A 24,155-nucleotide genomic window follows, 5' to 3' on the forward strand; every position below is an offset into this window, starting at 1 on the left:
AATGCCACGATTGAACGCACACGAACTCGTCGACATCGTCCTCGACGAGGGATCCTTCCGCTCTTGGGACACCACCCCGATCAGCCCGGCCGGCGGGGTCTCCGAGGAATACGCCGCCGAGCTCGCCGCCGCGGCCGAGAAGTCCGGAGTCGACGAAGCGATCATCACCGGTGAGGGCACCATCGAGGGCAGACGGGTCGCCGTCATCGCCGGAGAGTTCCGCTTCCTCGCCGGATCGATCGGCGTGGCCGCCGCCGAGCGTCTCGTCGACGCCATCGAACGCGCCACCCTCGAAGGGCTGCCGCTGCTGGCCGGACCGGCCTCTGGCGGGACGCGGATGCAGGAAGGCACCATCGCGTTCCTGTCGATGGTGAAGATCACGAACGCCGTGGTCGCTCACCGCAGGGCCGGTCTGCCCTACCTCGTCTACCTGCGCCACCCGACCACCGGCGGAGTCTTCGCCTCCTGGGGTTCGCTGGGCCACGTGACGGTGGCCGAACCCGGTTCACTCATCGGCTTCCTCGGCCCCCGAGTGTTCGAAGCCATCTACGGGGAGAAGTTCCCGGACAACGTGCAGACGGGTGAGAACCTCCACAAGATGGGCATCGTCGACGCAGTCATCGGTCCCGAACGCATCGCCGGCACGGTCTCCCGAGTTCTCGACGTGCTCATGGGAGCCAAGGAGATCCCGGCCCGTGTGGCCGACCCGGACACCGCACCGGCGACGGTCGACCCGAACTCCGACGCCTGGGCAGCGATCACGAGTTCCCGCCGTCCCGAACGCCCCGGTGTCCGCGACCTGCTGCGTACCGCCGCGAACACCGTGCTGCCGCTCAACGGCACCGGCGAAGGCGAGAAGGACCCGGGACTGCTGCTGGCGCTGGCGAAGTTCGGCTCCGCCCCGTGCATCGTGCTCGGACAGGACCGGTTCCGGCAGGATTCCCGGGCCCCTCTGGGACCGGCCGCGCTGCGTGAGGCCCGCCGTGGAATGCGTCTGGCCGCAGAGCTGCACCTGCCGCTCGTGACGGTCATCGACACCCCGGGCGCGGCCCTGTCCAAGGACGCCGAAGAGGGCGGCATCGCCGGCGAGATCGCCCGCAGCCTCGCTGACCTCGCCAACCTCGATGCCCCCTCGGTGTCGCTCATCCTCGGTGAGGGATCCGGGGGCGGAGCACTCGCGCTGATCCCGACCGACCGGGTGCTCAGCGCCGAGCACGGGTGGCTCTCACCCCTGCCGCCCGAGGGCGCCTCGGCGATCGTGCATCGGACGACGGAGAGAGCCGCAGAGATGGCGCAGAGCCAGGGTGTGCACGCGCCCATGCTCCAAGCCACCGGTGTCGTCGACCGGATCATCGCCGAGCATCCCGATGCCAGCGACGAACCGCTCGACTTCGTCTCTCGGGTCGGTGCGACACTCGAATTCGAACTCATCTCGCTCATGCGCGAACCATCGGGCCGCCGACTGGCCCGCAGGATGGATCGCTATCGGGGCCTGGGAATCTAGGAGGTCTGCGTGGTAGCTGTCAGAGTCATCCCCTGTCTGGACGTCGACGGCGGTCGCGTCGTCAAGGGCGTGAAGTTCGCCGACCTCAAGGATGCCGGGGACCCCGTGGAGCTGGCCAAGCGCTATGGGATCTCCGGGGCCGACGAACTCACCTTCCTCGACGTCACGGCCAGCAGCGGCGACCGCGAGACCGTCCACGACGTCGTGCGCGCCTGCGCCGAAGAGGTCTTCATCCCGCTCACCGTCGGCGGGGGAGTGCGCAGCGTCCATGACGTCGACCGGCTCCTGCGCGACGGTGCCGACAAGGTCTCTGTCAACACCTCGGCCGTCGCGCACCCGGAACTCATCAGTGAGATCTCACGACACTTCGGCAACCAGGTCCTCGTGCTCTCCCTCGACGCCCGCCGCACGCAGGGAACGAGCACGGCTTCGGGCTTCGAAGTCACCACCCGCGGCGGACGTGAAGGCACCGGCCGCTGCGCGATTGACTGGATCCGTGAGGCCGCCGAACGCGGGGTCGGTGAGATCCTGCTCAACTCCATCGATGCCGACGGCACCCGGGAGGGCTTCGACCTCGAACTCATCGCCGCCGCCCGAGCGGCCGTCGATGTGCCGCTCATCGCCTCCGGCGGGGCCGGTCGGGTCGAACACTTCGCCCCGGCCGTGGCCGCCGGAGCCGATGCGCTGCTGGCCGCCAGCGTCTTCCACTTCGGGACCCTGAGCATTGCCGAGGTCAAGGACGCGCTGCGGGCAGAGGGGATCGAGGTCCGATGAGCAGGGACATCGACGCCACCCCGGAGAACTGGCGCGAACTCATCCGCCCGGACTCCGCCGGTCTCGTGCCCGTCATCGTCCAGGAGGCCACGAGCCGGGAGGTGCTCATGCTCGCCTGGATGGACGTCGAGGCCGTCTCGCGCACATTGGCGACCGGGCGCGCCACCTACTGGTCACGGTCCCGCCGGGAGTACTGGGTGAAGGGGGAGACCTCCGGACATGTGCAGCATGTGCGCTCACTCAGCCTCGACTGCGACGCCGATGCCCTGCTCCTCCTCGTCGACCAGACCGGACCCGCCTGTCACACGAACACACCGACCTGCTTCACCGGAAGGACGATCAGTGCCGACTGAACACGTGTCGAGCGACCGCATGCCGGATCCGCAGCAGCTGCCGATCCGCCCCAGCCTCGAGGAGTTCCGCTCCCTGGGAGCCGAACACCGGCTCGTGCCCGTGCACACGCAGGTGCTCGCCGACTCCGAAACCCCGTTGAGCCTCTATCGCAAACTCACCGACGGTGGTCCCGGCAGCTTCCTGTTCGAATCCGCCGTCGCAGGCTCCTGGGCCCGCTACTCCTTCATCGGATCGGCGCCCGTGGCCACGCTCCTGTCCACCGAGGACGGCTTCCGCTGGACCGGCACCCCGCCGGTGGGCATCCCCACCGACGGCGATGTGCTCGAGGCGGTCACCGCCGCTCTCGAACTGCTCGACGTCGATGCCGGGGAGTCGGACCTGCCGCCGATGGTCTCGAGCTTCGTCGGCTACTTCGGCTGGGACATCATCCGCCGCTTCGAACGTCTCGGACCCCCGCGCCCCAACGAACACCACCTGCCGACCGTGCAGCTGATGATCCCGGGCGACATCGCCGTCTACGACCACTATTCGGGCATGGTCACCCTCGTAGCCAACGTCTTCAACGTCAACGGCGCCGACACCGGCATCGACGAGGCGCACGCGAGCGGAGTCGAGCGGATCGAATCGATGCTCGACCGCCTCCGCGCCCCCAGCCCGGCCGACATCATCGACGTCCGCAGGCCCGACCCCGAGGTGACCCTGCGCACCCCCCGGCAGGTCTACCTCGACGGAGTGGAACAGGCGAAGCGGAAGATCGTCGAGGGGGAGATCTTCCAGGTCGTCGTCGGACAGCGCTTCGATACGCCGTGTGCGGCCGATCCGCTGAGCGTGTACCGGATGCTGCGGCACTCGAACCCGAGCCCGTTCATGTACCTGCTCAACCTCCACGACGACGCGGGAGCCCCGGTGAGCATCATCGGCTCCTCACCCGAAGCCCTCGTCACCGTCCGTTCCGGCGAGGTCGTCACCCATCCGATCGCCGGTTCGCGTCCCCGCGGGGCGACGCCCGAAGCCGACGACGGTCTGGCCCGTGAGCTGCTGGCCGATGAGAAGGAACGCGCCGAGCACCTCATGCTCGTCGACCTCGCACGCAACGACCTGGCGAAGGTGTGCCGGGCCGGGACCATCGACGTCAGCGACTTCATGGACATCGTCCGCTACAGCCACATCATGCACATCTCCTCGACCGTGCGCGGCGAACTCCAGCCGGACACGACCGCCGTGGACGTGCTGCGCGCGACTTTCCCCGCCGGCACTCTCTCGGGTGCGCCGAAGCCGCGTGCCCTGCAGATCATCGACGAACTCGAACCCGTCGGGCGCGGCATCTACGGCGGCGTCGTCGGCTATATGTCCTTCACCGGTGACCTCGATCTCGCCATCGCCATCCGCACCGGAGTCCTGCGCGACGGCACGATGAGCGTCTACGCCGGCGGCGGAATCGTCGCCGACTCTGTGCCCGAAACCGAATATCAGGAATCCGAGAACAAAGCCGCAGCCGTGCTGCGTGCCGCCGCCGCTGCGAACGCGCTGTCTGCGACAGCGAACGCCGGGTCCGGCACGGCCGAAAGCCAGGAGTGATCCCAAGTTGTCGAAGTCACGCGGAGTCCTCATCGTCCTCGTCATCGCCGCCGCCCTGTGGGCGTTGACGATCTCGGCCTGGCAGGCCGGAGTCGGGGGAGACACTCTCGGCCCGGCCGGTGTGGCCACGGCCACCGATGACTCGAGTGCGCAGGCCTCGCCCGTAGCCACCGCCTGTGTGGCGATCATCGCCGTCTGCGGTCTCCTCGCAGCGATGCTCGGTCGCCTCGGGCGCTTCGTCGTCCTCGGGCTCGCCGCGGTTGCCGGAATCGGCTACGGAATCACCGCACTCAGCGCCGCTTCCAGACCGGGGGCGACCTCCTGGCCGATCATCGCCGCCGTGGCAGCAGGCATCGGCATCATCGGCATCATCTGGGTGGCGACCGCCTCGGCGCGGTGGACGAACTCGAACCGCTACGCCCGCACCGCCGAAGCCGACGGCGAAGAATTCGACTCGGCCGCCACCTGGGACGCCCTCTCCCGAGGCGAGGACGTCGAGGACGACCCGGATTCGAAATGACCTTGTGACCGGGTCGGTGCCCGGTCCGCAGAAGAAGCGTGACACAATGGAGGAAAGTTTCCACGCGCGTGCCACGCAGTCACAATAAGGAGCACCATGTCGCAGTCCCTCGCCCGCAACGAGGCCACAGATCTCGACAAGTCCACGATCGACTACGCAACGATCGCCGACCCCGGCCACGGCAACTCGGTGGCGGGATGGACCGGCGTCGTCATCATGCTCATCGGCGTGACCATCGGCTGTGTGGGCTTCACCATCCACAACCCCACGATCACCTACGTCGCCATCGGCGTCGTCGCCCTCGGCATCATCGTCGGGCTCATCCTGCGCGCCGTCGGTCTGGGCAACAAGCCGAAGAGCAAATGACGGTCCTCAACGACATCGTCGCCGGCGTGCATGAAGATCTTCAGGCACGCCGGAACGAGGTTCCGCGCACCGAGATCATCGCGCGCGCCGAGGCGGCGGATCCCGTCCGTCGCTTCGACCTCGACGCAGACTTCGGAGTCATCGCCGAGGTCAAGAGGAAATCGCCCTCGCGCGGCGACCTCGCCCACATCCCGGACCCCGGCACATTGGCCGGGCTCTACGCTGCCGGGGGAGCCCACGCCATCAGCGTGCTCACCGAATCCCGCAGATTCAACGGCAGCCTCGCCGACCTCGACTCCGTGCGTGCTGCCGTCGACATCCCGGTCCTGCGCAAGGACTTCATGGTCGACGAATATCAGTTCTATGAGGCCCGGGCCCACGGAGCCGACCTCGTGCTGCTCATCGTGGCCGCCCTCGACCCGGCCCAGCTGCGCGAGTTCCACGCCCTGGCCACCGAACTGGGCATGACCGTCCTCGTCGAGACCCACAACCGCGAGGAACTCGAGATCGCCGCCGAGCTCGGGGCCGATCTCATCGGCGTCAACACCCGCAACCTCAAGGATCTCAGCGTCGACACGGATCGATTCGCCCCGCTGGCCGAATTCGTTCCCGCCGGCTGCACGCTCGTCGCCGAATCCGGTGTCGCCGGCGGTCGCGAGGTCGCGAAGTACGCCGATGCCGGCGCCGACGTCGTGCTCGTCGGCGAAGCTCTCGTCACCGGGGGGCGTCCGCAGGCCGCGGTCGAGGAATACGCTGCCATCGGCCGCGAACGCCGCGAACTGTCCGCATCCTGAACCCTGCCCGCGTCGGCCGCTCGAGGTGGCCGACGATGGGCGAACACCGCACCCATCCGGCCGGCGTCCGGCCGAGGCTCGGCCTCATCCGGACGCGACCACGAGGAGATCGAGAAGGACCGCAATGACCGATGTGAGCGAGGAGACCGGACCGTATTTCGGCGCGTTCGGAGGCAGGTTCATCCCCGAAGCGCTGATCCCGGCGCTTGATGAGATCGAAGAGACCTGGCGCAAATCCCAAGTCGACCCGGCCTTCACCGACGAACTCCTCGACCTGCAGCGCAACTACATCGGCCGTCCTTCGCTGCTGACCGAGGCCACGCGGTTCGCTCAGCACTGCGGAGGAGCCCGCGTGTTCCTCAAACGTGAGGACCTCAACCATACGGGCAGCCACAAGATCAACAATGCCCTGGCTCAGGCCCTGCTGGCCAAGCGCATGGGCAAGACCCGCCTCATCGCCGAAACCGGTGCCGGACAGCACGGTGTCGCGACCGCGACCGCTGCGGCCCTGCTCGATATGGAGTGCGAGGTCTACATGGGTGAGGAAGACACCCAGCGGCAGGCGCTCAATGTCGCGCGCATGCGCCTGCTCGGAGCCACGGTCAACGCCGTGACCAACGGCACCCGCACGCTCAAAGACGCGATGAACGAGGCCATGCGCGACTGGGTGGCCAATGTGGACGTGACCCACTACGTCATCGGCACCGTCGCGGGTCCCCATCCGTTTCCCGCGATGGTCCGCTCCTTCCAGAACGTCATCGGCATCGAAGCCCGCGACCAGATCGTCGATGCGGCCGGGCGTCTGCCCGACGCCGTGTGCGCCTGCGTGGGCGGCGGGTCGAACGCGATGGGGCTCTTCGCCGCGTTCCTCGGCGACGCCGATGTGAAGATCTACGGCTTCGAAGCCGGCGGCGAAGGCGTCGACACCGGTCATCACGCCGCACGCTTCTCCGGCGGTCGACCCGGCGTCCTCCACGGTTCGGCGACCTACATCCTCCAGGACTCCGACGGCCAGACCCAGGCTTCGCACTCGGTGTCGGCGGGCCTCGATTACCCCTCGGTCGGACCCGAACACTCACATCTGCACGACACCGGGCGCGTGACCTACGAGCCGGTCGTCGACGACGAAGCAATGGAGGCCATGCGGCTGCTCTCACGCACCGAGGGCATCATCCCGGCGATCGAATCCGCTCACGCTCTGGCCGGCGCGATGCGCGTCGGTGAGGAACTCGGGCCGGAAGCGGTCCTGCTCGTCAATCTCTCCGGCCGCGGCGACAAGGACATGACCACGGCCGCGAAATGGTTCGACTACATCGATGAAGGGGCGGTGCAGGTATGACGCACTCCGGTCCACGCACAGGCACGACTCTTGCTTCCGTCGAGGAGTCCGGCCGCAAAGCCGCACTCATCGCCTACCTGCCCGTCGGCTTCCCCAGCGTCGAAGGCTCGATCGACGCGATGGTCGAACTCGTCCGCAACGGCGTCGACATCGTCGAGGTCGGGATGCCGTACTCCGACCCGGGAATGGACGGTCCCGTCATCCAGCGCGCAGCCGAGACGGCACTGGAGTCCGGCGTGCGCACGAAGGACGTCTTCACCGCCGTCGAGGCGATCGCCGAGGCCGGTGGCACCGCCGTGGTCATGAGCTACTGGAACCTCGTCCTCCAATACGGCGTCCGCGACTTCGCCCGCGACCTCGACGCAGCCGGCGGCGGCGGAATCATCACCCCCGATCTCATCCCCGATGAGGCCGGCGACTGGCTGGCGGCCTCCGGCGAGTTCGACCTCGACCGGATCTTCCTCGCCGCCCCGTCCTCGACTCCCGAGCGACTGTCGCGCATCGTGGCAGGCAGCCGCGGATTCGTCTACGCCGCGTCCACGATGGGTGTCACCGGAGTCCGCTCCGAAGTCGACAATCACGCCCGCGATCTCGTCGCTCGCCTCAAAGAAGCCGGCGCCGAACGCGTCTGTGTCGGACTCGGCGTGTCGAACCGCGATCAGGCCGCAGAAGTCGCCGAATACGCCGACGGCGTCATCGTCGGCTCCGCCCTCGTCCGCGCGCTCGACTCCGAGGGCGTGCCCGGACTGGGCCGACTCGCCGCCGAGCTCGCAGAAGGGTGTGCATGAGCTTCACCACGGCATGGCTCGTCTTCACCGTCCTCGGACTCGGACTTGCACTGTGGATGACGCGCATCCAGTGGCGTGCCCGCGGCGGTCACAAGGGCGATCTGTGGGCGATCGCGGTCATCGGTGTGCCCGCCGCCGTCGTCGGCGGACGCATCGGCCATGTGCTGTCCGCACCCGATACCTACTTCGGTCCCGGCCACCGGCCCCTGCAGTTCCTCGAACTCTGGGACGGCGGGCTGAGCTTCTGGGGTGCCACGATCCTCGGGCTGCTCTCCGTGTGGGTGCTCACCCGCTTCCAAGGGATCCGCTTCCTGCCTCTGCTCGATTCCGTCGCCCCCGGGCTCATCCTCGGCCATGTCGCCGGCGCCTTCAGCGAATGCTTCGACGGACGCCTCGAACTGTCCACGGTGGTCGTCGAATCGATCTGGAACCTGCTCGCGTGCATCCTCCTCATCGTCGTGTCCAAACGGCTGAGACTCGGCTACGGGCAGGTTTTTGCGCTCTACCTCGTACTGTTCGGCCTCGGTCGGATCCTGCTCGAAGCCCTGCGCATCGGCACTCCCGCCGCAGAGACCGCGCGGCTGCTGCTCGGCCTGCCCGTCTCCGTCTGGACGGCTGCGGCGACCCTGCTCGTCGGCTTCGTCTGGCTCATCGTCTCCCGGCTGCGGCACCGCACTCAGGAGACCGGCGTCTACACCAGAGGGTCGCGCACTCTGCTGCGCAGACACCGCCGCGGCAAGCACACCTATGAGGTCAACGCGGTCAACATCGCCGACGCCGGGCAGTCTGCTCCTCTCACACACCCCCAGCAGATGCCAGCTGCACCGTCGGCCCATTCGGATCGGGCAGCGGGAGACGCCGCCGGCCCGGACCTCGCTGACCGGTCGAACCGTACCCCCGCGCCTCGCTCGAGAGCCGATAGGAACGACGACGCCGCCGCTGACGGCGTCACCGGAGCGAACCCGGCAGCCGAGGGGACCAACGCCGCCGACGACGAAGCGGGCATCGACCTCAGCGGCCGCCACAGCTTCGGATTCTTCGGAGCAGTCACCTCGGCGATTTCGATCGTGCCCGACGTCCGCGGCGTCTCCGCCCCCGAAACACACGGGGAAGCGGGCCCGAAACGAGACCAGAACGCACCCCGTCCGTCCGAGCACTGAGACGAATTGGTTCGCAGTTCGTTCCTTTTTCCGTTCTTCCATCCCTGCGCCCCCGGTGTAAATTGAAACTCCGGCTGTGAGAGCGATCTCACAATCGGGCACGGAGGGAATGCCTCCGCGCACGTCAAGGCCGCAGAGGACAGCGCCGTCTTTTCGACAGGTCGAACACACCGAGAAGGCAGCATATGAACCCCAGCACGGCAGCGACCCAGAAACGCCCGGCACCGCCGGGCCGAATCGGACTCTACGATCCCGCGCTCGAACACGACGCCTGCGGACTCGCCCTCATCGCCCGCTACCGAGGCGGACCCGATCATCAGGTCATCGACCAGGCTCTCGACGCGCTGCGCCGCTTGGAGCACCGCGGCGGCATCGGCTCCGACGAAGGCACCGGTGACGGCGCCGGCATCACCATCCAGATCCCGCACGACTACTTCGCCGAAGAACTCGCCGCCGCCGGCACCACTCTGCCCGAACCCGGTGAGTACGCGATGGGCATCGGCTTCTTCGCCCAGGACTACTCCGCCGACCTCAACCGGACCACCGCCGCTCTCAACGCCTCGACCGAGACTCCGGTGTCGGCCGAGCCGGCCGCGAGGGACCAGGAGGACCTGCTGCGCACGATCGGCGCCGAAGAGGGCCTGGCGGTGCTCGCTGTCCGGGACGTGCCCGTCGATCCCTCCGTCCTCGGGCAGATCGCCCGTCGAACCATGCCGACGATGCGCCAGGTGTTCTTCGTCAGCAGCCCCGAACACCCGCTGCGCGATGCCTCCGACCTGGCCCGCCGGGCCTATATCGTGCGCAAACGACTCGACAACGCGGGCCTGTACTTCCCGTCACTGTCGCCGACGACGCTGACGATCAAAGGCATGCTCTCGACCGGGCAGCTCGACGCCTTCTACACCGAACTGCGCGATCAGCGCCTGAAGTCGGCCATTGCGCTCGTCCACTCCCGGTTCTCGACGAACACCTTCCCCTCCTGGCAGCTCGCCCAACCCTTCGGCACCATCGCCCACAACGGTGAGATCAACACGGTGCGCGGCAACCGCAACTGGATGCAGGCCCGCGAAGCGGCCCTCGTGAGCGAACTGCTCGAATCCCCGGTGCCCGGCACCGAACGCGGGCTCGAACGGATCCTGCCGATCATTCCGGCCGGTGCCTCGGACTCCGCGTCCTTCAACGCCGTACTCGAACTCATGGTCGCCGCAGGGCGGTCCCTGCCGCAGGCGATGCTCATGATGATCCCCGAGGCCTGGGAGAACAACCCGGGACTGGGCGACGATCGCCGCGCCTTCTACGAATACCACTCCCTGCTCATGGAGCCGTGGGACGGACCGGCCTGTGTGTCCTTCACCGACGGTCGCCTCGCCGGAGCCGTCCTCGACCGCAACGGTCTGCGCCCGGCACGGTACGCGATGACCGACGACACCGTGGTGCTGGCCAGCGAAGCCGGCGTCGTCGATCTGCCCGAAGCAGAGATCACTGCGCGGGGCCGACTGACCCCGGGCCGGATGTTCCTCGTCGACGTCGAAGCCGGACGGATCATCTCCGATACGGAGATCAAGAACCGGCTCGCGACCGAACACCCCTACCGAGACTGGGTGTCCGAATGCTCGACGCATCTGGCCGAACTGCCCACCCGCGTCCACGTCAGCCATCCGCAGTCCTCGGTGCGCCGGCGGCAGCGGACCTTCGGCTACACGGAAGAAGAGCTGCGGGTGCTCATCGCTCCGATGGCCGAGACCGGAGCCGAACCGCTGGGAGCAATGGGCAGCGACACCGCGATCGCGGCCCTGAGCACTCGCCCACGCCTGCTCTTCGACCACTTCCACCAGAATTTCGCCCAAGTGACGAACCCGCCCTTGGACTCGATCCGGGAAGACATCGTCACCAGCATGTCCGCGGGCATCGGCCGCGAAGGCAACCTGCTGTGCTCGACCCGCCCGGACTCGACCCACATCCTGCTGGAACGCCCCGTCATCGACAACGACGAGCTCACAGCGATCGCGCATCTGGACGTCGACCACCTCGGCGCGGACGTCACCACTGCCTCGGTGACACTGTCCGGTCTGTACCCGGTATCCGCCGGAGACGAGGCGATGGCCGACCGGATCGCGGCACTGTGCGAGGAGGCGAGCGCAGCGGTGGCCGCCGGAGCAGTGTTCCTCATCCTCACCGACCGAGAGTCGAACTCCGACTATGCTCCGATCCCGTCGCTGCTGCTGACCTCGGCCCTGCACCACCATCTTGTGCGGGAACGCTCCCGCACCCAGGTGAGCATCGTCGTCGAAGCCGGAGACGTCCGCGAGGTCCATCATGCGGCCGCGCTCGTGTCCTTCGGTGCCTCCGCGGTCAACCCCTACCTGGTGATGGAGACCGCCGAAGATCTCGTCCGCGCCGGTCGGATCCCGGGCATCAGCGAAGAGGCGGCCGTGGCGAACGTGCTCACCGCGCTCAACAAGGGCCTGCTGAAGATCATGTCGAAGATGGGCATCTCGACGGTCCAGTCCTACCACGGGGCGCAGACCTTCGAAGCCCTCGGACTGGCCGCCTCCCTCATCGAGGAGCACTTCACCTCCACGCCGCATCAGTTGGGTGGGAAGACACTGACCGATATCGCGGCCGAGACTTCTGCCCGGCACGCCGAGGCCTACCGCGACGATCATCCGCGTCCGGCCCACAGGAACCTGCTCGTCGGCGGGGAGTACCAGTGGCGCAGGGAGGGCCCGGGGCACCTGTTCGATCCGGAGACCATCTTCCGGCTCCAGCACTCCACCGCCACCGGACGGTTCGACATCTTCAAGCAGTACACCCACGCCGTCGACACGCAGTCCGCGGAACTGATGACCCTGCGCGGACTCTTCGACTTCGTTCCCGTCGAATCCGGACCCATCGACATCGACGAGGTCGAACCCGCCGAGGCGATCATGAAGCGCTTCTCGACCGGAGCGATGAGCTACGGCTCACTGTCGGCAGAAGCGCACGAGACGCTGGCGATCGCCATGAACCGGATCGGCGGGAAGTCGAACACCGGCGAAGGGGGAGAGGACACCGAACGGCTGCTCGACCCCCAGCGGCGCTCAGCGATCAAGCAGATCGCCTCCGGTCGATTCGGGGTCACCAGCCACTACCTCTCGGCCGCCGATGACCTCCAGATCAAGATGGCGCAGGGGGCGAAGCCCGGTGAGGGCGGTCAGCTGCCGGGGGAGAAGGTCTACCCGTGGATCGCGAAGACCAGACACGCCACCGCCGGCGTCGGACTCATCTCCCCGCCGCCGCATCACGACATCTACTCGATCGAGGACCTCGCCCAGCTCATCCACGACCTCGGGCGAGCCAATAAGTCCGCCCGAGTCCACGTCAAACTCGTCTCCGGCATCGGTGTCGGCACCGTCGCCGCGGGCGCAGCGAAGGCCGGCGCCGATGTCGTGCTCATCTCCGGCCACGACGGCGGTACGGGAGCCAGCCCGCTCAACTCGCTCAAACACGCGGGCACCCCATGGGAGCTCGGATTGGCCGAAGCGCAGCAGACGCTCGTGCTCAACGGACTGCGCGACCGCATCAGCGTCCAAGTCGACGGACAGCTCAAGACCGGACGCGATGTCATCATCGCCGCCCTCCTCGGCGCCGAAGAATTCGGGTTCGCGACGACCGCGCTCGTCGTCTCCGGGTGCATCATGATGCGCGTGTGCCACAAGGACACGTGCCCCGTAGGGGTGGCCACGCAGAACCCGAAACTGCGTGAGCGCTTCGCCGGACAGGCCGATCACGTCGTCAACTTCTTCACCTTCATCGCCGAGGAGGTCCGCGCCCACCTCGCCCGACTGGGGCTGCGCAGCCTCGACGAAGCGATCGGAGCGGTCGAGAGACTGCGCATCGACGAGGAGCGAGCGGCCGCCTCGGGGCTGGGCCTCGACCTCGCCCCGATCCTGACCGTGCCCACCGACATCCACGGTGAACCGGCCCGGGTGCGCACCAGCAGGAACCGATCCCCGCGAGACTTCACCGGGGAGCTCGACGTCGACCTGCTGCGGCGGGCCGAGTCCTCGATCGGCGCGAGCACCCAGATCGAGCTCAGCGCGAGCATCGGGAACACGGATCGCTCCGTCGGCACCCTGCTCGGGCACAAGGTGACGATGGCCCACGGCGGGAACGGACTGCCCGCGGGCACCGTGCGCGTGAACCTGCACGGCACCGCCGGACAGTCCCTCGGCGCGTTCCTGCCGCACGGAGTGAGCATCGCTCTGCGCGGAGAGGCCAACGACTATGTCGGCAAGGGTCTGTCCGGCGGGACGATCAGCCTCGCCCCGCACCCGGAGAACCCGAACCGGCCCGAACACAACGTCATCGCCGGCAACGTCATCGGCTACGGGGCGACCGAGGGGTCGCTGTTCCTCTCGGGCCAGGTCGGGGAGCGCTTCCTCGTGCGCAACTCCGGTGCCGAAGCCGTCGTCGAAGGCATCGGCGACCACGGTCTGGAATACATGACCGGGGGCACAGCCGTCATCCTCGGACCGATCGGCCGCAACTTCGCGGCCGGCATGTCCGGAGGCACCGCCTTCGTCCTCGATTTCAACCCGAGCCGACTCAACCCGAAGGAGCGCGCGGCCGGGGTCTTCCGATTCACGGGAATCGGAGTCACCGATGCCGAGGTGCTCGAAAGGCTGCTCGCCGCGCATGTGGAGGCCACGGGATCTCCGCTCGCGCACGAGCTGCTCACCGGGCTGCACCGCGGGCAGGACGTCCTGTCCCGCTTCACGAAGATCATCCCCGCTGCCTATGCACGGGTCAAAGAACTCCAGGACGAGCTTGCGGGCACCGGCGAAGCCGCCGACTCCGATCAGACCTGGCAGACGATTCTGGAGGCCGCTCATGGCTGATCCGCACGGATTCCTCACCTTCACCGAACGCGAACTGCCCGCCCGCAGGCCGGTGCCCATCCGGCTCATGGACTACTCGGAGATCTACGAGTCGGGTGACCCCGCGCAGCTGCGCCGGCAGGCCTCCCGCTGCATGGACTGCGGTGTCCCGTTCTGCCATCAGGGCTGCCCTCTGGGCAACCTCATCCCGGAGTTCAACGATGCGATGTATCGCGGGGAGCTGCCGCGGGCGGTCGAGCTGCTGCATGCGACGAACAACTTCCCCGAATTCACCGGTCGTGTCTGCCCCGCCCCGTGCGAGAGCGCCTGCGTGCTCGGCATCAATCAGCCGGCGGTGACCATCAAACAGGTCGAAGTCTCCATCGTCGACCAAGGCTTCGCCGCCGGGCTCATCACCCCGGTCGTGCCCGACCGGATCACCGGGCAGACCGTTGCCGTGATCGGTTCCGGACCGGCCGGACTCGCCGCTGCCCAGCAGCTGACCCGGGCCGGACACACCGTCGTCGTCTACGAACGGGAGGACCGCCTCGGCGGGCTGCTGCGGTATGGGATTCCCGACTTCAAACTTCAGAAGCACCACATCGACCGCAGGCTGTCCCAGATGCGGGCGGAAGGCACCCGGTTCGAAACCGGAGTCGAGATCGGCCGCGATATCGAACTCTTCGAACTGCGCGCCCGCTTCGACGCCGTCATCGTCGCCACCGGCGCCACCGTGGCTCGGGACATGCCGCTGACCGGACGCGACCTCGACGGCATCGAATTCGCCATGGACTTCCTCGTGCCCTCGAATCGGTCGCAGGCCGGGTCCGCTGCCGAACTGCCCATCGATGCGGCGGGAAAGAACGTCGTCATCATCGGCGGCGGAGACACCGGTGCCGACTGCTTGGGCACGGCGCTGCGGCAGGGGGCCGCTTCGGTGACGACTCTGGCGATCGGGGCGAAGCCGCCGACGGAACGGGGCGCGGACTCGCCGTGGCCGATGGTGCCGCGGATCTTCGAGGTCCAATCCTCTCACGAAGAGGGCGGCACCCGACGCTATCTGGCATCGACGACTCGGTTCGTCGGCGACGGGGCCGGGCGGGTGCGAGGGATCGAAGTCGCCGAGACCCGGTTCGCCGATGGTCGTCGCGTGCCGACGCCGGGCACCGAACATGTCATCGATGCCGATCTCGTGCTGCTGGCCCTCGGGTTCAGCGGCCCGGAAACGAACTCCATCGACCTCGACACCCGAGCCGGGGGAGCGTTCGAACGGGATGAGGACTATGCCTCGATCCCGGGCGTCTTCGTCGCCGGCGATGCCGGTCGGGGACAGTCGCTCATCGTCTGGGCCATCGCCGAGGGGCGAGCCGCGGCCGCCGCGGTCGACCGTTTCCTCACCGGTTCGACACGGTTGGAGTCGCCCGTGCGACCCACGGATGCGGAGTTCAAATGCTAAGATAGTCCATGTCAGACAGTGAGAAGAGACGGTGGAGCGGCACAGCGCAGTGCCGTCGGTCCACCGCTCGTGACCAGCGGTGAGCGGCAACAGCCGCCCGCTGAGACTTTAGGTAGGGTGGAGCGTATGAGGCGTGCAAAGATAGTCGCAACTTTAGGTCCGAACCAGAACTCCTATGAAGAGATCCGCGAGCTCGTCGATGAAGGCGTCGATGTCGCCCGATTCAATCTCAGCCACGGAACACGAGACGAACACGAAGAGAAATTCGCCTGGGTCCGCCAGGCCGCACTCGACACCGGCAAGGCGGTCGCGGTGCTGCTCGACCTGCAGGGTCCGAAGATCCGGGTCGGCACCTTCGCCAACGGCAAGGAGGAACTCGTCGAAGGTGCCACCTTCACGATCACCAGCCGCGACGTCGACGGCACCGCCGAACTCGTGAGCACGACGCTGCCGACCCTGGCCGAAGACGTCTCCGTGGGAGACCCGCTGCTCATCGACGACGGGCGTCTGCGCCTGCGTGCCACCGAGGTCACCGCCACCGATGTGGTCACCGAGGTCGAGATCGGCGGCACCATCTCCAACCACAAGGGCATCAACCTCCCCGGTGTGCCCGTGTCCGTTCCGGCCCTGTCGGAGAAGGACATCGACGACCTCAAATGGGGGCTGCATCTCGGCTTCGACTGGGTGGCCCTGTCCTTCGTCCGCAGTCCCGAGGATATGGATGATGTGCGTGCGGTCATGGACGAGGTCGGAATCACCGCGCCGGTCATCGCGAAGCTCGAGAAGCCGCAGGCCGTCGAGCAGCTCGATGAGATCATCGACGCCTTCGACGGGATCATGGTCGCCCGCGGCGACCTCGGCGTCGAACTGCCGCTGGAACAGGTGCCGATCGTGCAGAAGCGCGCCGTCGAGATCGCCCGCCAGCAGGCCAAGCCCGTCATCGTCGCCACCCAGATGCTCGAGACCATGATCGACGCCCCGCGGCCGACCCGCGCCGAGGCCAGCGACTGCGCGAACGCGGTCCTCGACGGCACCGATGCGCTCATGCTCTCCGGAGAGACTTCGGTGGGTGCGCACTGGGTGGAGGCGATCCGCACGATGAGCCGGATCATCGGCTCCACCGAAGAGCACGGGCTCGAGCGGATTCCCCCGCTGGGCACCGACCCGCACACGAAGGGCGGAGCCGTCACCGCGGCTGCCGTGCAGATTGCTCAGCAGCTCGATATCGATCTGCTGTGCACGTTCTCGCAGACCGGTGACTCGGTGCGCCGGATGTCGCGTCTGCGCCCGGCTTGGCCGATCCTCGGCTTCACCCCGGACCCGCAGGTCCGCCACCAGCTGGCGCTGACCTGGGGAGTGCGCCCCTACCTCGTGAAGACGGTGCGCCACACCGATCAGATGGCACGCCAGGTCGATGCGGTCCTCCTCGCCGACGGCACCGCCCGTGAAGGCGATCAGAGCATCCTCGTGGCCGGGTCCCCTCCGGGAATCCCGGGATCGACGAACGCTCTGCGCATCCACACCATCGGTGATGCGGCCAAGGGCGTCACGGCCGCCTACCAGGACTCGTCGGACTCCGAAGAGGACCCGCTGGCCGGCTACGGGGTGGTGTCCGAATCGCCGATCACCCGCGAGATGCCGATCGTGCGAGACGACCACTCGCCCCGGCACTGACTCTTCGTCGCCCCCGCGATCAGGCGGCGTTCGATCCGCAACCGGATCGGGCGCCGCCTTCGTCGTCTGCGATGCGTGTCACAGGGATTTGCGGAATTTCGTCGATTGCTCAACAGTTGTTCTCCGTGTTGCCATTCCTCCCTTCGGCACCTCGCGGGGAGGGCCAGCTAGGAGAGGAAATCAATGAGACTGCCCGCTTGGAGCAAGTCCTTCGGAGTGCAGGTGACGATCGCACTCATCGCCGGCGTCGTCCTCGGGCTCATCGCCCGGTCCTGGGGTCCGCTCAACGAGAGCGCGGACAACTGGCTGGGACAGACCCTGGACATCATCGGCTCGTCCTACGTCACCCTGCTCAAGGCGGCCGTCGTGCCGCTGGTCATCACCGCGATCATCGCGAGCATCGGCAACCTGCGCAAGGTCACGAATGCCGCGAAGCTCGCGATGTCGACGCTGCTGTGGTTCGCCCTGACCGCGCTCATCGCCGTGGTCCTCGGCCTCATCCTCGGCGTCGTCATCCAGCCCGGAGCCCATGCCGATGCCGCATCGCTCAACGCTGCGGCCCCGGACTCACAGGGCAGCTGGGTCGGCTTCCTCACCGGACTCGTGCCGCAGAACGTCCTCGGGCTCGAGGTCTCCACCGCACCCGATGAGTCCGGTGGCCTCGCCTCCCAGGTCGACTTCAACATCCTCCAGCTCATCATCGTCTCCGGCGCCATCGGCATCGCCGCCGTCAAGGTCGGCAAGGCCGCGGAACCCTTCCTCGAATTCATCGAGGCGGCCCTGGCCGTGGTGCAGAAGGTCGTGTGGTGGATCGTGCGCATCGCTCCGATCGGCACCCTCGGACTCATCGGCAACGCGGTGAACTCCTACGGCTGGTCGACCATGGGCTCCCTGCTGTGGTTCGTCGTCGCCGTCTACATCGGCTTGGCACTCGTCTTCTTCGGCGTCTACCCGGCCCTGGCCCGCGCCAACGGACTGTCTGTGCGCCAGTACTTCTCCGGAGTCTGGCCGGCCGCTCAGATGGGATTCGTCTCGCGGTCCTCGATCGGCACGATGCCCGTGACGCAGAAGGTCGCGACCGACAACTTCGGTGTGCCCCACTCCTATGCCGCCTTCGCCGTGCCCTTCGGCGCGACGACGAAGATGGACGGCTGCGCCGCGATCTACCCGGCCATCGCAGCCGTGTTCGTCGCCCAGTTCTTCGGGATCGACCTCTCCCTCATCCAGTACCTGCTCATCGTGTTCGTCGCCGTCATCGGTTCGGCCGCAACCGCCGGCACGACCGGTGCGACCGTGATGCTCACACTGACCCTCTCGACCCTGGGCCTGCCGCTCGAGGGCGTGGGACTGCTGCTGGCCATCGAGCCGATCGTCGACATGGGACGCACCGCACTCAACGTCTCCGGTCAGGCGCTCATCCCGGCCATCGTGGCCAGACGCCATGACATCCTCGACGTCGACCGCTACGATGCTGAGCGCATCAACGGCTACGTGCCGGTCGCGGAGGATGCCGACGACGATGCACCCAGCACCGAGGCGGTCCGGTAGGCGGATCCGGGTCATCGGTCCGGAAGTGCGCACAGCCGGTGTGCACTGCCTCGGGGACGAGAGAAGGCACTGAGACGAAAGAAGGCACTGTCGAATTCGCATTCGACAGTGCCTTCGTCCGTACCGGATGCGGGACTCGAACCCGCACGTCTTTCGACAATGCATTTTGAGTGCACCGCGTCTACCGATTCCGCCAATCCGGCTCGCGTCCGACTGCCCCGTGGGGCCGCCTCGGCGACGGGGACGATTCTACTGCGCGAGCACACGGATTGCACATTTTCCCGCCGTCGGACCGGATGCGCCGGTGGTCGCCGTCACCGGGGGTGGCCACCCTCACAGAAGAAACTTCACCGCCCGCTGGCATGGACCTCACCGGCCTGGTCTAGACTGGTCTCGTGCTTTCAAACAGCGAAGAGTCAACTGCAGATGAGTCCGTGCCTGTCCGCCGCGTAGTCGTGGCCGAAGACGAGGCCGTGATCCGTCTCGATATCGTAGAAATGCTCCGCGAGGTCGGCTACGACGTCGTCGGTGAAGCCGCGGACGGCGAATCCGCCATCCGCCTGGCCGAGGAGCTGCGCCCCGATCTCGTCGTCATGGACATCAAGATGCCCATCCTCGACGGGATCTCCGCGGCCGAGCGCATCGCCCGCGCCCGCATCGCCCCGGTCGTGCTGCTCACCGCCTTCTCGCAGAAGGAGCTCGTCGAACGTGCCCGTGACGCCGGTGCCATGGCCTATGTCGTCAAGCCGTTCACCTCGGCCGACCTCATCCCGGCCCTGGAGATCGCGCTCTCGCGCCACGCCGAGATCAGCTCGCTCGAATCCGAGATCTCCGATCTCACCGAACGATTCGAGACGCGCAAGCTCGTCGAGCGCGCCAAGAGCCTGCTGCAGACCTCGATGGGCCTGAGCGAACCCGAAGCCTTCCGCTGGATCCAGAAGACGTCGATGGACCGTCGTCTCACAATGCGCGAGGTGGCCGAGACCGTGCTCAAGCAGATCGGCACGAAGAAGTAGAACCGCCGGGCAGCGACCGCCCGAATCCGACACCGAACAGGGGCCGGCGAATCCATCATGGATTCGCCGGCCCCTGCGTTTCGGCGCTCCGAAGTCGTTCGCTCGTTCAGCCCTTCGGTTCTGTCCTGAGGATCATGTTCGTGATCCGCACGATCGACAGCAGGCGCCCCGCCTCGTCGGTCATCTTCACCTCATGGGAGACGATCGTGCGGCCCTGATGAAGCACTTCGGCGCGGCCGGTGACCGACCCATCGCGGGCGGCCCGCAGGTGGGTGGCGTTGAGATCGACGCCGACGACGTTCTTGCCGCCCGAGAGCAGGAACGAATGCATCGAGGCCAAGGACTCGGCGAGGACCACGTGTCCGCCGCCGTGGAAGAGACCCATCGGCTGCCGATTTCCCTCGACCGGCGCCGTGGCGGTGAGATGATCGTGACCGAGCTCGGTGAACTCGATGCCCATCTTCTCGCACAGCTCGCCTCCCGCGCCCGGAGCGCGCAGCGACTCGAGCAGGTCGGTGACCTCCTCGGCGGTGGTGTGTGAGGTCAGGGAATCGTTGGGACGCAGCATCGGATCTCCTTCAAGTCAGGTTCGAACGCTAGGCTATGCCATGTGAGTCACTCAAACGAATCCCTCCTGCTCATCGACGGACACTCCCTGGCCTACCGGGCATTCCACGCCCTGCCAGTCGAGAACTTCTCCACCAGCACCGGTCAGACGACGAACGCCATCTACGGCTTCATCTCCATGCTCATCAACGTCCTCCGCGACGAAGCCCCGAGCCATGTGGCCGTGGCCTTCGACCTGGGACGACAGACCTTCCGGCTCGAGGAGTACCCCGAGTACAAGGCCGGTCGGGCGAAGACTCCGCCGGAGTTCCACCCGCAGATCGACCTCATCAAGGACATCGTCACCGCGATGGGCATCAGAGTCGTGGTCAAAGAGGGCTTCGAAGCCGATGATGCTCTGGCCACCATGACCCGGATGGGCACCGAGGCGGGAGCGGCCGTCGAGGTCATGAGCGGAGACAAGGACTCCTTCCAGCTCGCCTCCGAGGACGTGACGATCCTCTACCCGAAGCGCGGGGTCAGCGACCTCAATCGGATGACGCCCGCCGCGGTCGAGGAGAAGTACGGAGTCAGTCCGGCCAACTATCGCGGTCTGGCCGCGCTCGTCGGCGAGAAGGCCGACAACCTGCCCGGTGTCCCCGGCGTCGGTGACAAGACAGCCGCCAAATGGCTCGCCGCACACGGTGACCTGCCTGGTGTGCTCGAGAATGCGGAGAAGATCGGCGGCAAGGTCGGTGAGAAGCTGCGCGATCACATCGCCGAGGTGGAGCGGAACTACCGACTCAACCGCCTCCTCGACGACGTCGATCTCGGTCTGCGCTTCGACGACCTCGTCTGGGGAGAAGGGGACCCGAGCGAACTGTCGAGCCTGTTCGATCAGCTCGAATTCCAAGCCCTCGGCAAGCGCCTCGCAGCGATCTTCCCCGAGGCCGCCGGCACTGAGTCCGACGCCGCAGCGGCACGGGAGACCACCGTCGAGACCGTCGACATCGATGCGCTGCTCGGTCATATCGCCGACCACGATGTCCTCGCGCTCGATTCCGATGCGCGCTTCGAACTCGGTCACGGAGACGCCCGCATCCTCGCCGTCTCCGCCGAACCCGGGCAGGCCTGGGTCGTCGACCTCGCCGAGGCGGGAGAGACGACTGCGGCCCGGCTCAGCTCGGCTCTGGCTGCCCGATCGCTCATCCTCCACTCGGCGAAGCTCCAGATCAAAGCCTTCGCGTCGATCGGACTCAACGTCACCGACATCAGCGGAGACACGGCGCTGGCCGCCTACCTCCTCGTCCCCGATGCCCGATCCTACGAACTCGGACAGATCGCCTCCGAACGTGCCGGCATCGACCTCAGCGAACCCGAAGCTGACTCCGGACAGCTCGCTCTCGACCTCGACACGGATGCGACGGTGACCACTCACGGTCAGCGCGCCGCAGCCCTGCTCGAAGTCCACGAGGTCCTCGCCGCCGCCGTCGACGAAGCGAACATGACTCAGGTGTATCGCGACATCGAACTGCCGCTCGTGCCCGTGCTCGCTCGGATGGAGGCGACCGGAATCGCCGTCGACGAGGCCGGACTGTCCAACCTCATCGAGGAGTTCACGAAGCAGGCCGAAGCGAGCGCGCAGGAGGCATACGACGCAATCGGCCACGAGGTCAACCTGGGTTCGCCGAAGCAGCTGCAGACCGTGCTCTTCGATGAGCTCGACATGCCGAAGACGAAGCGCACGAAGACCGGGTACACGACCGATGCCGAGGCGCTGGCCGAACTCTTCGTCAAGACCGAGCATCCCTTCCTCCAGCATCTCTTGGCGTACCGGGACTCGACGAAGCTCAAACAGACCGTCGTCGGCCTGCTCAAGACCGTCGCCGATGATGGGCGCATCCACACGACCTACCAGCAGACGGTCGCGGCGACCGGGCGACTGTCCTCTCTCGACCCGAATCTGCAGAACATCCCGGTGCGCACCGAATCCGGTCGCCGCATCCGCGAGATCTTCATCGCCGACCCCGCGGAGCCCGACGGCTGCCTGCTGACCGCCGACTACTCGCAGATCGAGATGCGCATCATGGCGCATCTGTCCGGCGATGCCGCTCTCATCCAGGCGTTCAAGGACGGCGAGGACCTGCACTCCTACGTCGGGTCGAAGGTCTTCAACGTCGGTATCGACGAGGTGGACTCGCAGATGCGCTCGAAGGTCAAGGCGATGTCCTACGGCCTCGTCTACGGTCTCTCCGCCTACGGGCTCTCCCGGCAGCTGGCGATCGGCGTCGACGAGGCCAAAGGGCTTATGGAGCAGTACTTCGAACGTTTCGGCGCCGTCAAGGACTACCTCGACGAGATCGTCGAGCAGGCCCGCGCCAACGGCTACACGGAGACCATCATGGGCCGTCGCCGCTACCTGCCGGCCCTGCACAGCGACCGGCGGCAGCTGCGGGACATGGCCGAACGCGCCGCACTCAACGCTCCGATCCAGGGTTCGGCCGCGGACATCATGAAGATCGCCATGCTCAGGGTCGCCTCCCGCCTCGACGAGCTGCAGTCGCCGATGCTTCTGCAGGTCCACGACGAGATCATCGTCGACGTCCACCCGGGGGAGATCGACGAGGTGACGGCGATCGTCACCGAAGAGATGGGTTCGGCCTTCGAACTCGATGTCCCGCTCGACGTCAACGTCGGCACCGGACGGTCCTGGCACGACGCGGCCCACTGAGCAGCGGTCGGATCGGTCCGGTCCACGCCGTCGTTCAACGCTGAGTCAGGATTTCGCGCGGGCCTCGCATTGAAAAGCTGACTCAGTGTTGAACGAGCCGGAATGCCTGCCTGCGTGAGGACAGAGGCCGGCCGGGCGGGTGCAGCAGCCCCCGTGCGGGTCAGTCCTTGTGCAGGGTCGTCGAGAAGATCACGGTGCCGGGCATGAGCGCGCCACGCAGCGGCGACCATCCGCCCCAAGCCTTCTGATTCTCCTCAGGCCATTCGGGTTCGGTGACCGAGTCGATCGTGAACCCGGCGCCCACCAGCAGCTGCACCCAGTCGCTCATCGTCCGATGGTGCTCGGCGTAAACGGGCTGACCGGACGAGGACAGTTCGACATACGGGGTGCGATCGAAGTACGAGTACTCCACCGTCAGACCGGCCTCACCGGGAACGTCGGGAAACATCCACCGCATCGGGTGAGTGGTCGAGAACACCCACTGCCCGCCCGGACGGACGACGCGGGCCACCTCGGCGAACACCACTTCGGCGTCCTTGACGAAGGGGAGTGCGCCGTAGGAGGAGAAGGCGACGTCGAAGCTGTTCGACGCGAAGGGCAGCTGACGGGCGTCGGCGAGGAGGAAGGTCGGGGGAGTCGCCTCGGCGCTGAGCGGATGGTCGCGCTGCAGACGGGAAGCCTGCTCGAGCATTCCGGCCGAGACGTCGACACCGGTGGTGATGGCTCCCTCTTCGGCGAGCCATCGGGAACACTGTCCCGCGCCGCAGCCGACCTCGAGGACCTGTTTGCGGTCCACCGCGCCGAGGAGGTGGACGTCGGATTCGTGAATTCCCTCGGGACACCAGATGAAATCCGAAGCTCCGAGGAAGGTGCCGTGTTCGGCCAGATACTCCTCCGCGGAGTTGTCCCAGTAGCTGCGATTGGCCCGGACAGACGCCTCTTCGTCGATCGGCAGATAGCCGCCGCTGATGACCTCGGCTCCGTCAGTTCCCTCGCTCATCGTTCCTCCGTCGCCTCGGCTGCTGAAAAATAGAATCCTCGGCGTGCATTCACGCCCGTGTTGGTGCTAGCATTGACAACCGTATGCGCCTGTGCATGCAAGTCCAAATTCGCAATCGAGACCGGATGCGGATCCGCCGGCAACAATT

The 24,155-nt window shown here is 67.0% G+C and carries 18 protein-coding genes and 1 tRNA gene; 16 read left to right on the top strand and 3 right to left on the bottom strand.

Features of this window, described 5'->3' with window-relative positions:
- Nucleotide 1 precedes the first annotated feature (1 nt).
- From ACPUD7_RS05395 to ACPUD7_RS05460, 14 genes are all read left to right on the top strand, one after another.
- Entirely contained in the window at nt 2-1,504 is a 1,503-nt protein-coding gene (locus ACPUD7_RS05395) for a carboxyl transferase domain-containing protein (protein WP_135541055.1), read from the top strand.
- Between the two features lie 9 nt (nt 1,505-1,513).
- Nucleotides 1,514-2,278: an imidazole glycerol phosphate synthase subunit HisF gene (hisF, locus tag ACPUD7_RS05400; protein WP_135541053.1), complete on the top strand. Its 765-nt coding sequence runs from the start codon at nt 1,514-1,516 to the stop codon at nt 2,276-2,278.
- Nucleotides 2,275-2,631, top strand: a complete 357-nt coding sequence (gene hisI / locus ACPUD7_RS05405) for a phosphoribosyl-AMP cyclohydrolase (RefSeq protein WP_135541051.1) — start codon at nt 2,275-2,277, stop codon at nt 2,629-2,631. The genes hisF and hisI overlap by 4 nt, the downstream gene beginning before the upstream one ends.
- 19 nt (nt 2,632-2,650) lie before the next feature.
- Nucleotides 2,651-4,210: an anthranilate synthase component I gene (trpE, locus tag ACPUD7_RS05410; protein ID WP_135541136.1), complete on the top strand. Its 1,560-nt coding sequence runs from the start codon at nt 2,651-2,653 to the stop codon at nt 4,208-4,210.
- 7 nt (nt 4,211-4,217) lie between these two features.
- Entirely contained in the window at nt 4,218-4,730 is a 513-nt protein-coding gene (locus tag ACPUD7_RS05415; RefSeq protein WP_135541049.1) for a Trp biosynthesis-associated membrane protein, read from the top strand.
- Nucleotides 4,731-4,826: 96 nt separating this feature from the next.
- Entirely contained in the window at nt 4,827-5,096 is a 270-nt protein-coding gene (locus tag ACPUD7_RS05420; protein WP_135541047.1) for an HGxxPAAW family protein, read from the top strand.
- A complete protein-coding gene (gene trpC / locus ACPUD7_RS05425; RefSeq protein WP_135541045.1) occupies nt 5,093-5,890 on the top strand; it encodes an indole-3-glycerol phosphate synthase TrpC in 798 nt (265 codons plus the stop codon). The genes ACPUD7_RS05420 and trpC overlap by 4 nt, the downstream gene beginning before the upstream one ends.
- Before the next feature lie 124 nt (nt 5,891-6,014).
- Entirely contained in the window at nt 6,015-7,229 is a 1,215-nt protein-coding gene (trpB, locus tag ACPUD7_RS05430; protein WP_425119363.1) for a tryptophan synthase subunit beta, read from the top strand.
- A complete protein-coding gene (trpA, locus tag ACPUD7_RS05435; RefSeq protein ID WP_425119364.1) occupies nt 7,226-8,017 on the top strand; it encodes a tryptophan synthase subunit alpha in 792 nt (263 codons plus the stop codon). The genes trpB and trpA overlap by 4 nt, the downstream gene beginning before the upstream one ends.
- Nucleotides 8,014-9,177, top strand: a complete 1,164-nt coding sequence (locus ACPUD7_RS05440) for a prolipoprotein diacylglyceryl transferase (RefSeq protein ID WP_425119365.1) — start codon at nt 8,014-8,016, stop codon at nt 9,175-9,177. Before trpA ends, ACPUD7_RS05440 begins: the two co-directional genes overlap by 4 nt.
- A 185-nt stretch (nt 9,178-9,362) precedes the next feature.
- Nucleotides 9,363-14,057: a glutamate synthase large subunit gene (gene gltB / locus ACPUD7_RS05445; protein ID WP_425119366.1), complete on the top strand. Its 4,695-nt coding sequence runs from the start codon at nt 9,363-9,365 to the stop codon at nt 14,055-14,057.
- Nucleotides 14,050-15,492 carry a glutamate synthase subunit beta gene (locus ACPUD7_RS05450; RefSeq protein ID WP_425119367.1) on the top strand — a complete coding sequence of 481 codons (1,443 nt, stop codon included), beginning with the start codon at nt 14,050-14,052 and terminating at the stop codon, nt 15,490-15,492. The genes gltB and ACPUD7_RS05450 overlap by 8 nt, the downstream gene beginning before the upstream one ends.
- 126 nt (nt 15,493-15,618) lie before the next feature.
- A complete protein-coding gene (pyk, locus tag ACPUD7_RS05455) occupies nt 15,619-17,166 on the top strand; it encodes a pyruvate kinase (RefSeq protein WP_425119368.1) in 1,548 nt (515 codons plus the stop codon).
- Between the two features lie 183 nt (nt 17,167-17,349).
- Entirely contained in the window at nt 17,350-18,714 is a 1,365-nt protein-coding gene (locus ACPUD7_RS05460; protein ID WP_425119369.1) for a dicarboxylate/amino acid:cation symporter, read from the top strand.
- A 121-nt stretch (nt 18,715-18,835) separates the two neighbouring features.
- Here the strand turns inward: ACPUD7_RS05460 and ACPUD7_RS05465 are convergent.
- Nucleotides 18,836-18,917 (bottom strand) — tRNA-Leu (locus tag ACPUD7_RS05465).
- 192 nt (nt 18,918-19,109) lie between these two features.
- On the opposite strand from ACPUD7_RS05465, the gene ACPUD7_RS05470 reads away from it, so the two are divergent.
- Nucleotides 19,110-19,730: an ANTAR domain-containing response regulator gene (locus tag ACPUD7_RS05470; protein ID WP_425119370.1), complete on the top strand. Its 621-nt coding sequence runs from the start codon at nt 19,110-19,112 to the stop codon at nt 19,728-19,730.
- A 106-nt stretch (nt 19,731-19,836) separates the two neighbouring features.
- Here the strand turns inward: ACPUD7_RS05470 and ACPUD7_RS05475 are convergent, their stop codons facing one another.
- Entirely contained in the window at nt 19,837-20,298 is a 462-nt protein-coding gene (locus tag ACPUD7_RS05475; protein WP_425119371.1) for a PaaI family thioesterase, read from the bottom strand.
- Nucleotides 20,299-20,340: 42 nt separating this feature from the next.
- On the opposite strand from ACPUD7_RS05475, the gene polA reads away from it, so the two are divergent.
- The gene (gene polA, locus ACPUD7_RS05480; RefSeq protein WP_425119372.1) at nt 20,341-23,007 is read left to right on the top strand and encodes a DNA polymerase I; all 2,667 of its coding nucleotides are present in this window, start codon (nt 20,341-20,343) and stop codon (nt 23,005-23,007) included.
- A gap of 160 nt (nt 23,008-23,167) precedes the next feature.
- Here polA and ACPUD7_RS05485 read toward each other — a convergent pair whose 3' ends face one another.
- Nucleotides 23,168-24,007, bottom strand: a complete 840-nt coding sequence (locus tag ACPUD7_RS05485) for a class I SAM-dependent methyltransferase (protein ID WP_135541025.1) — start codon at nt 24,005-24,007, stop codon at nt 23,168-23,170.
- Nucleotides 24,008-24,155 lie beyond the last annotated feature (148 nt).

The organism is Brevibacterium sp. FAM 24630 (assembly GCF_049804075.1).
GTDB lineage: Bacteria > Actinomycetota > Actinomycetes > Actinomycetales > Brevibacteriaceae > Brevibacterium.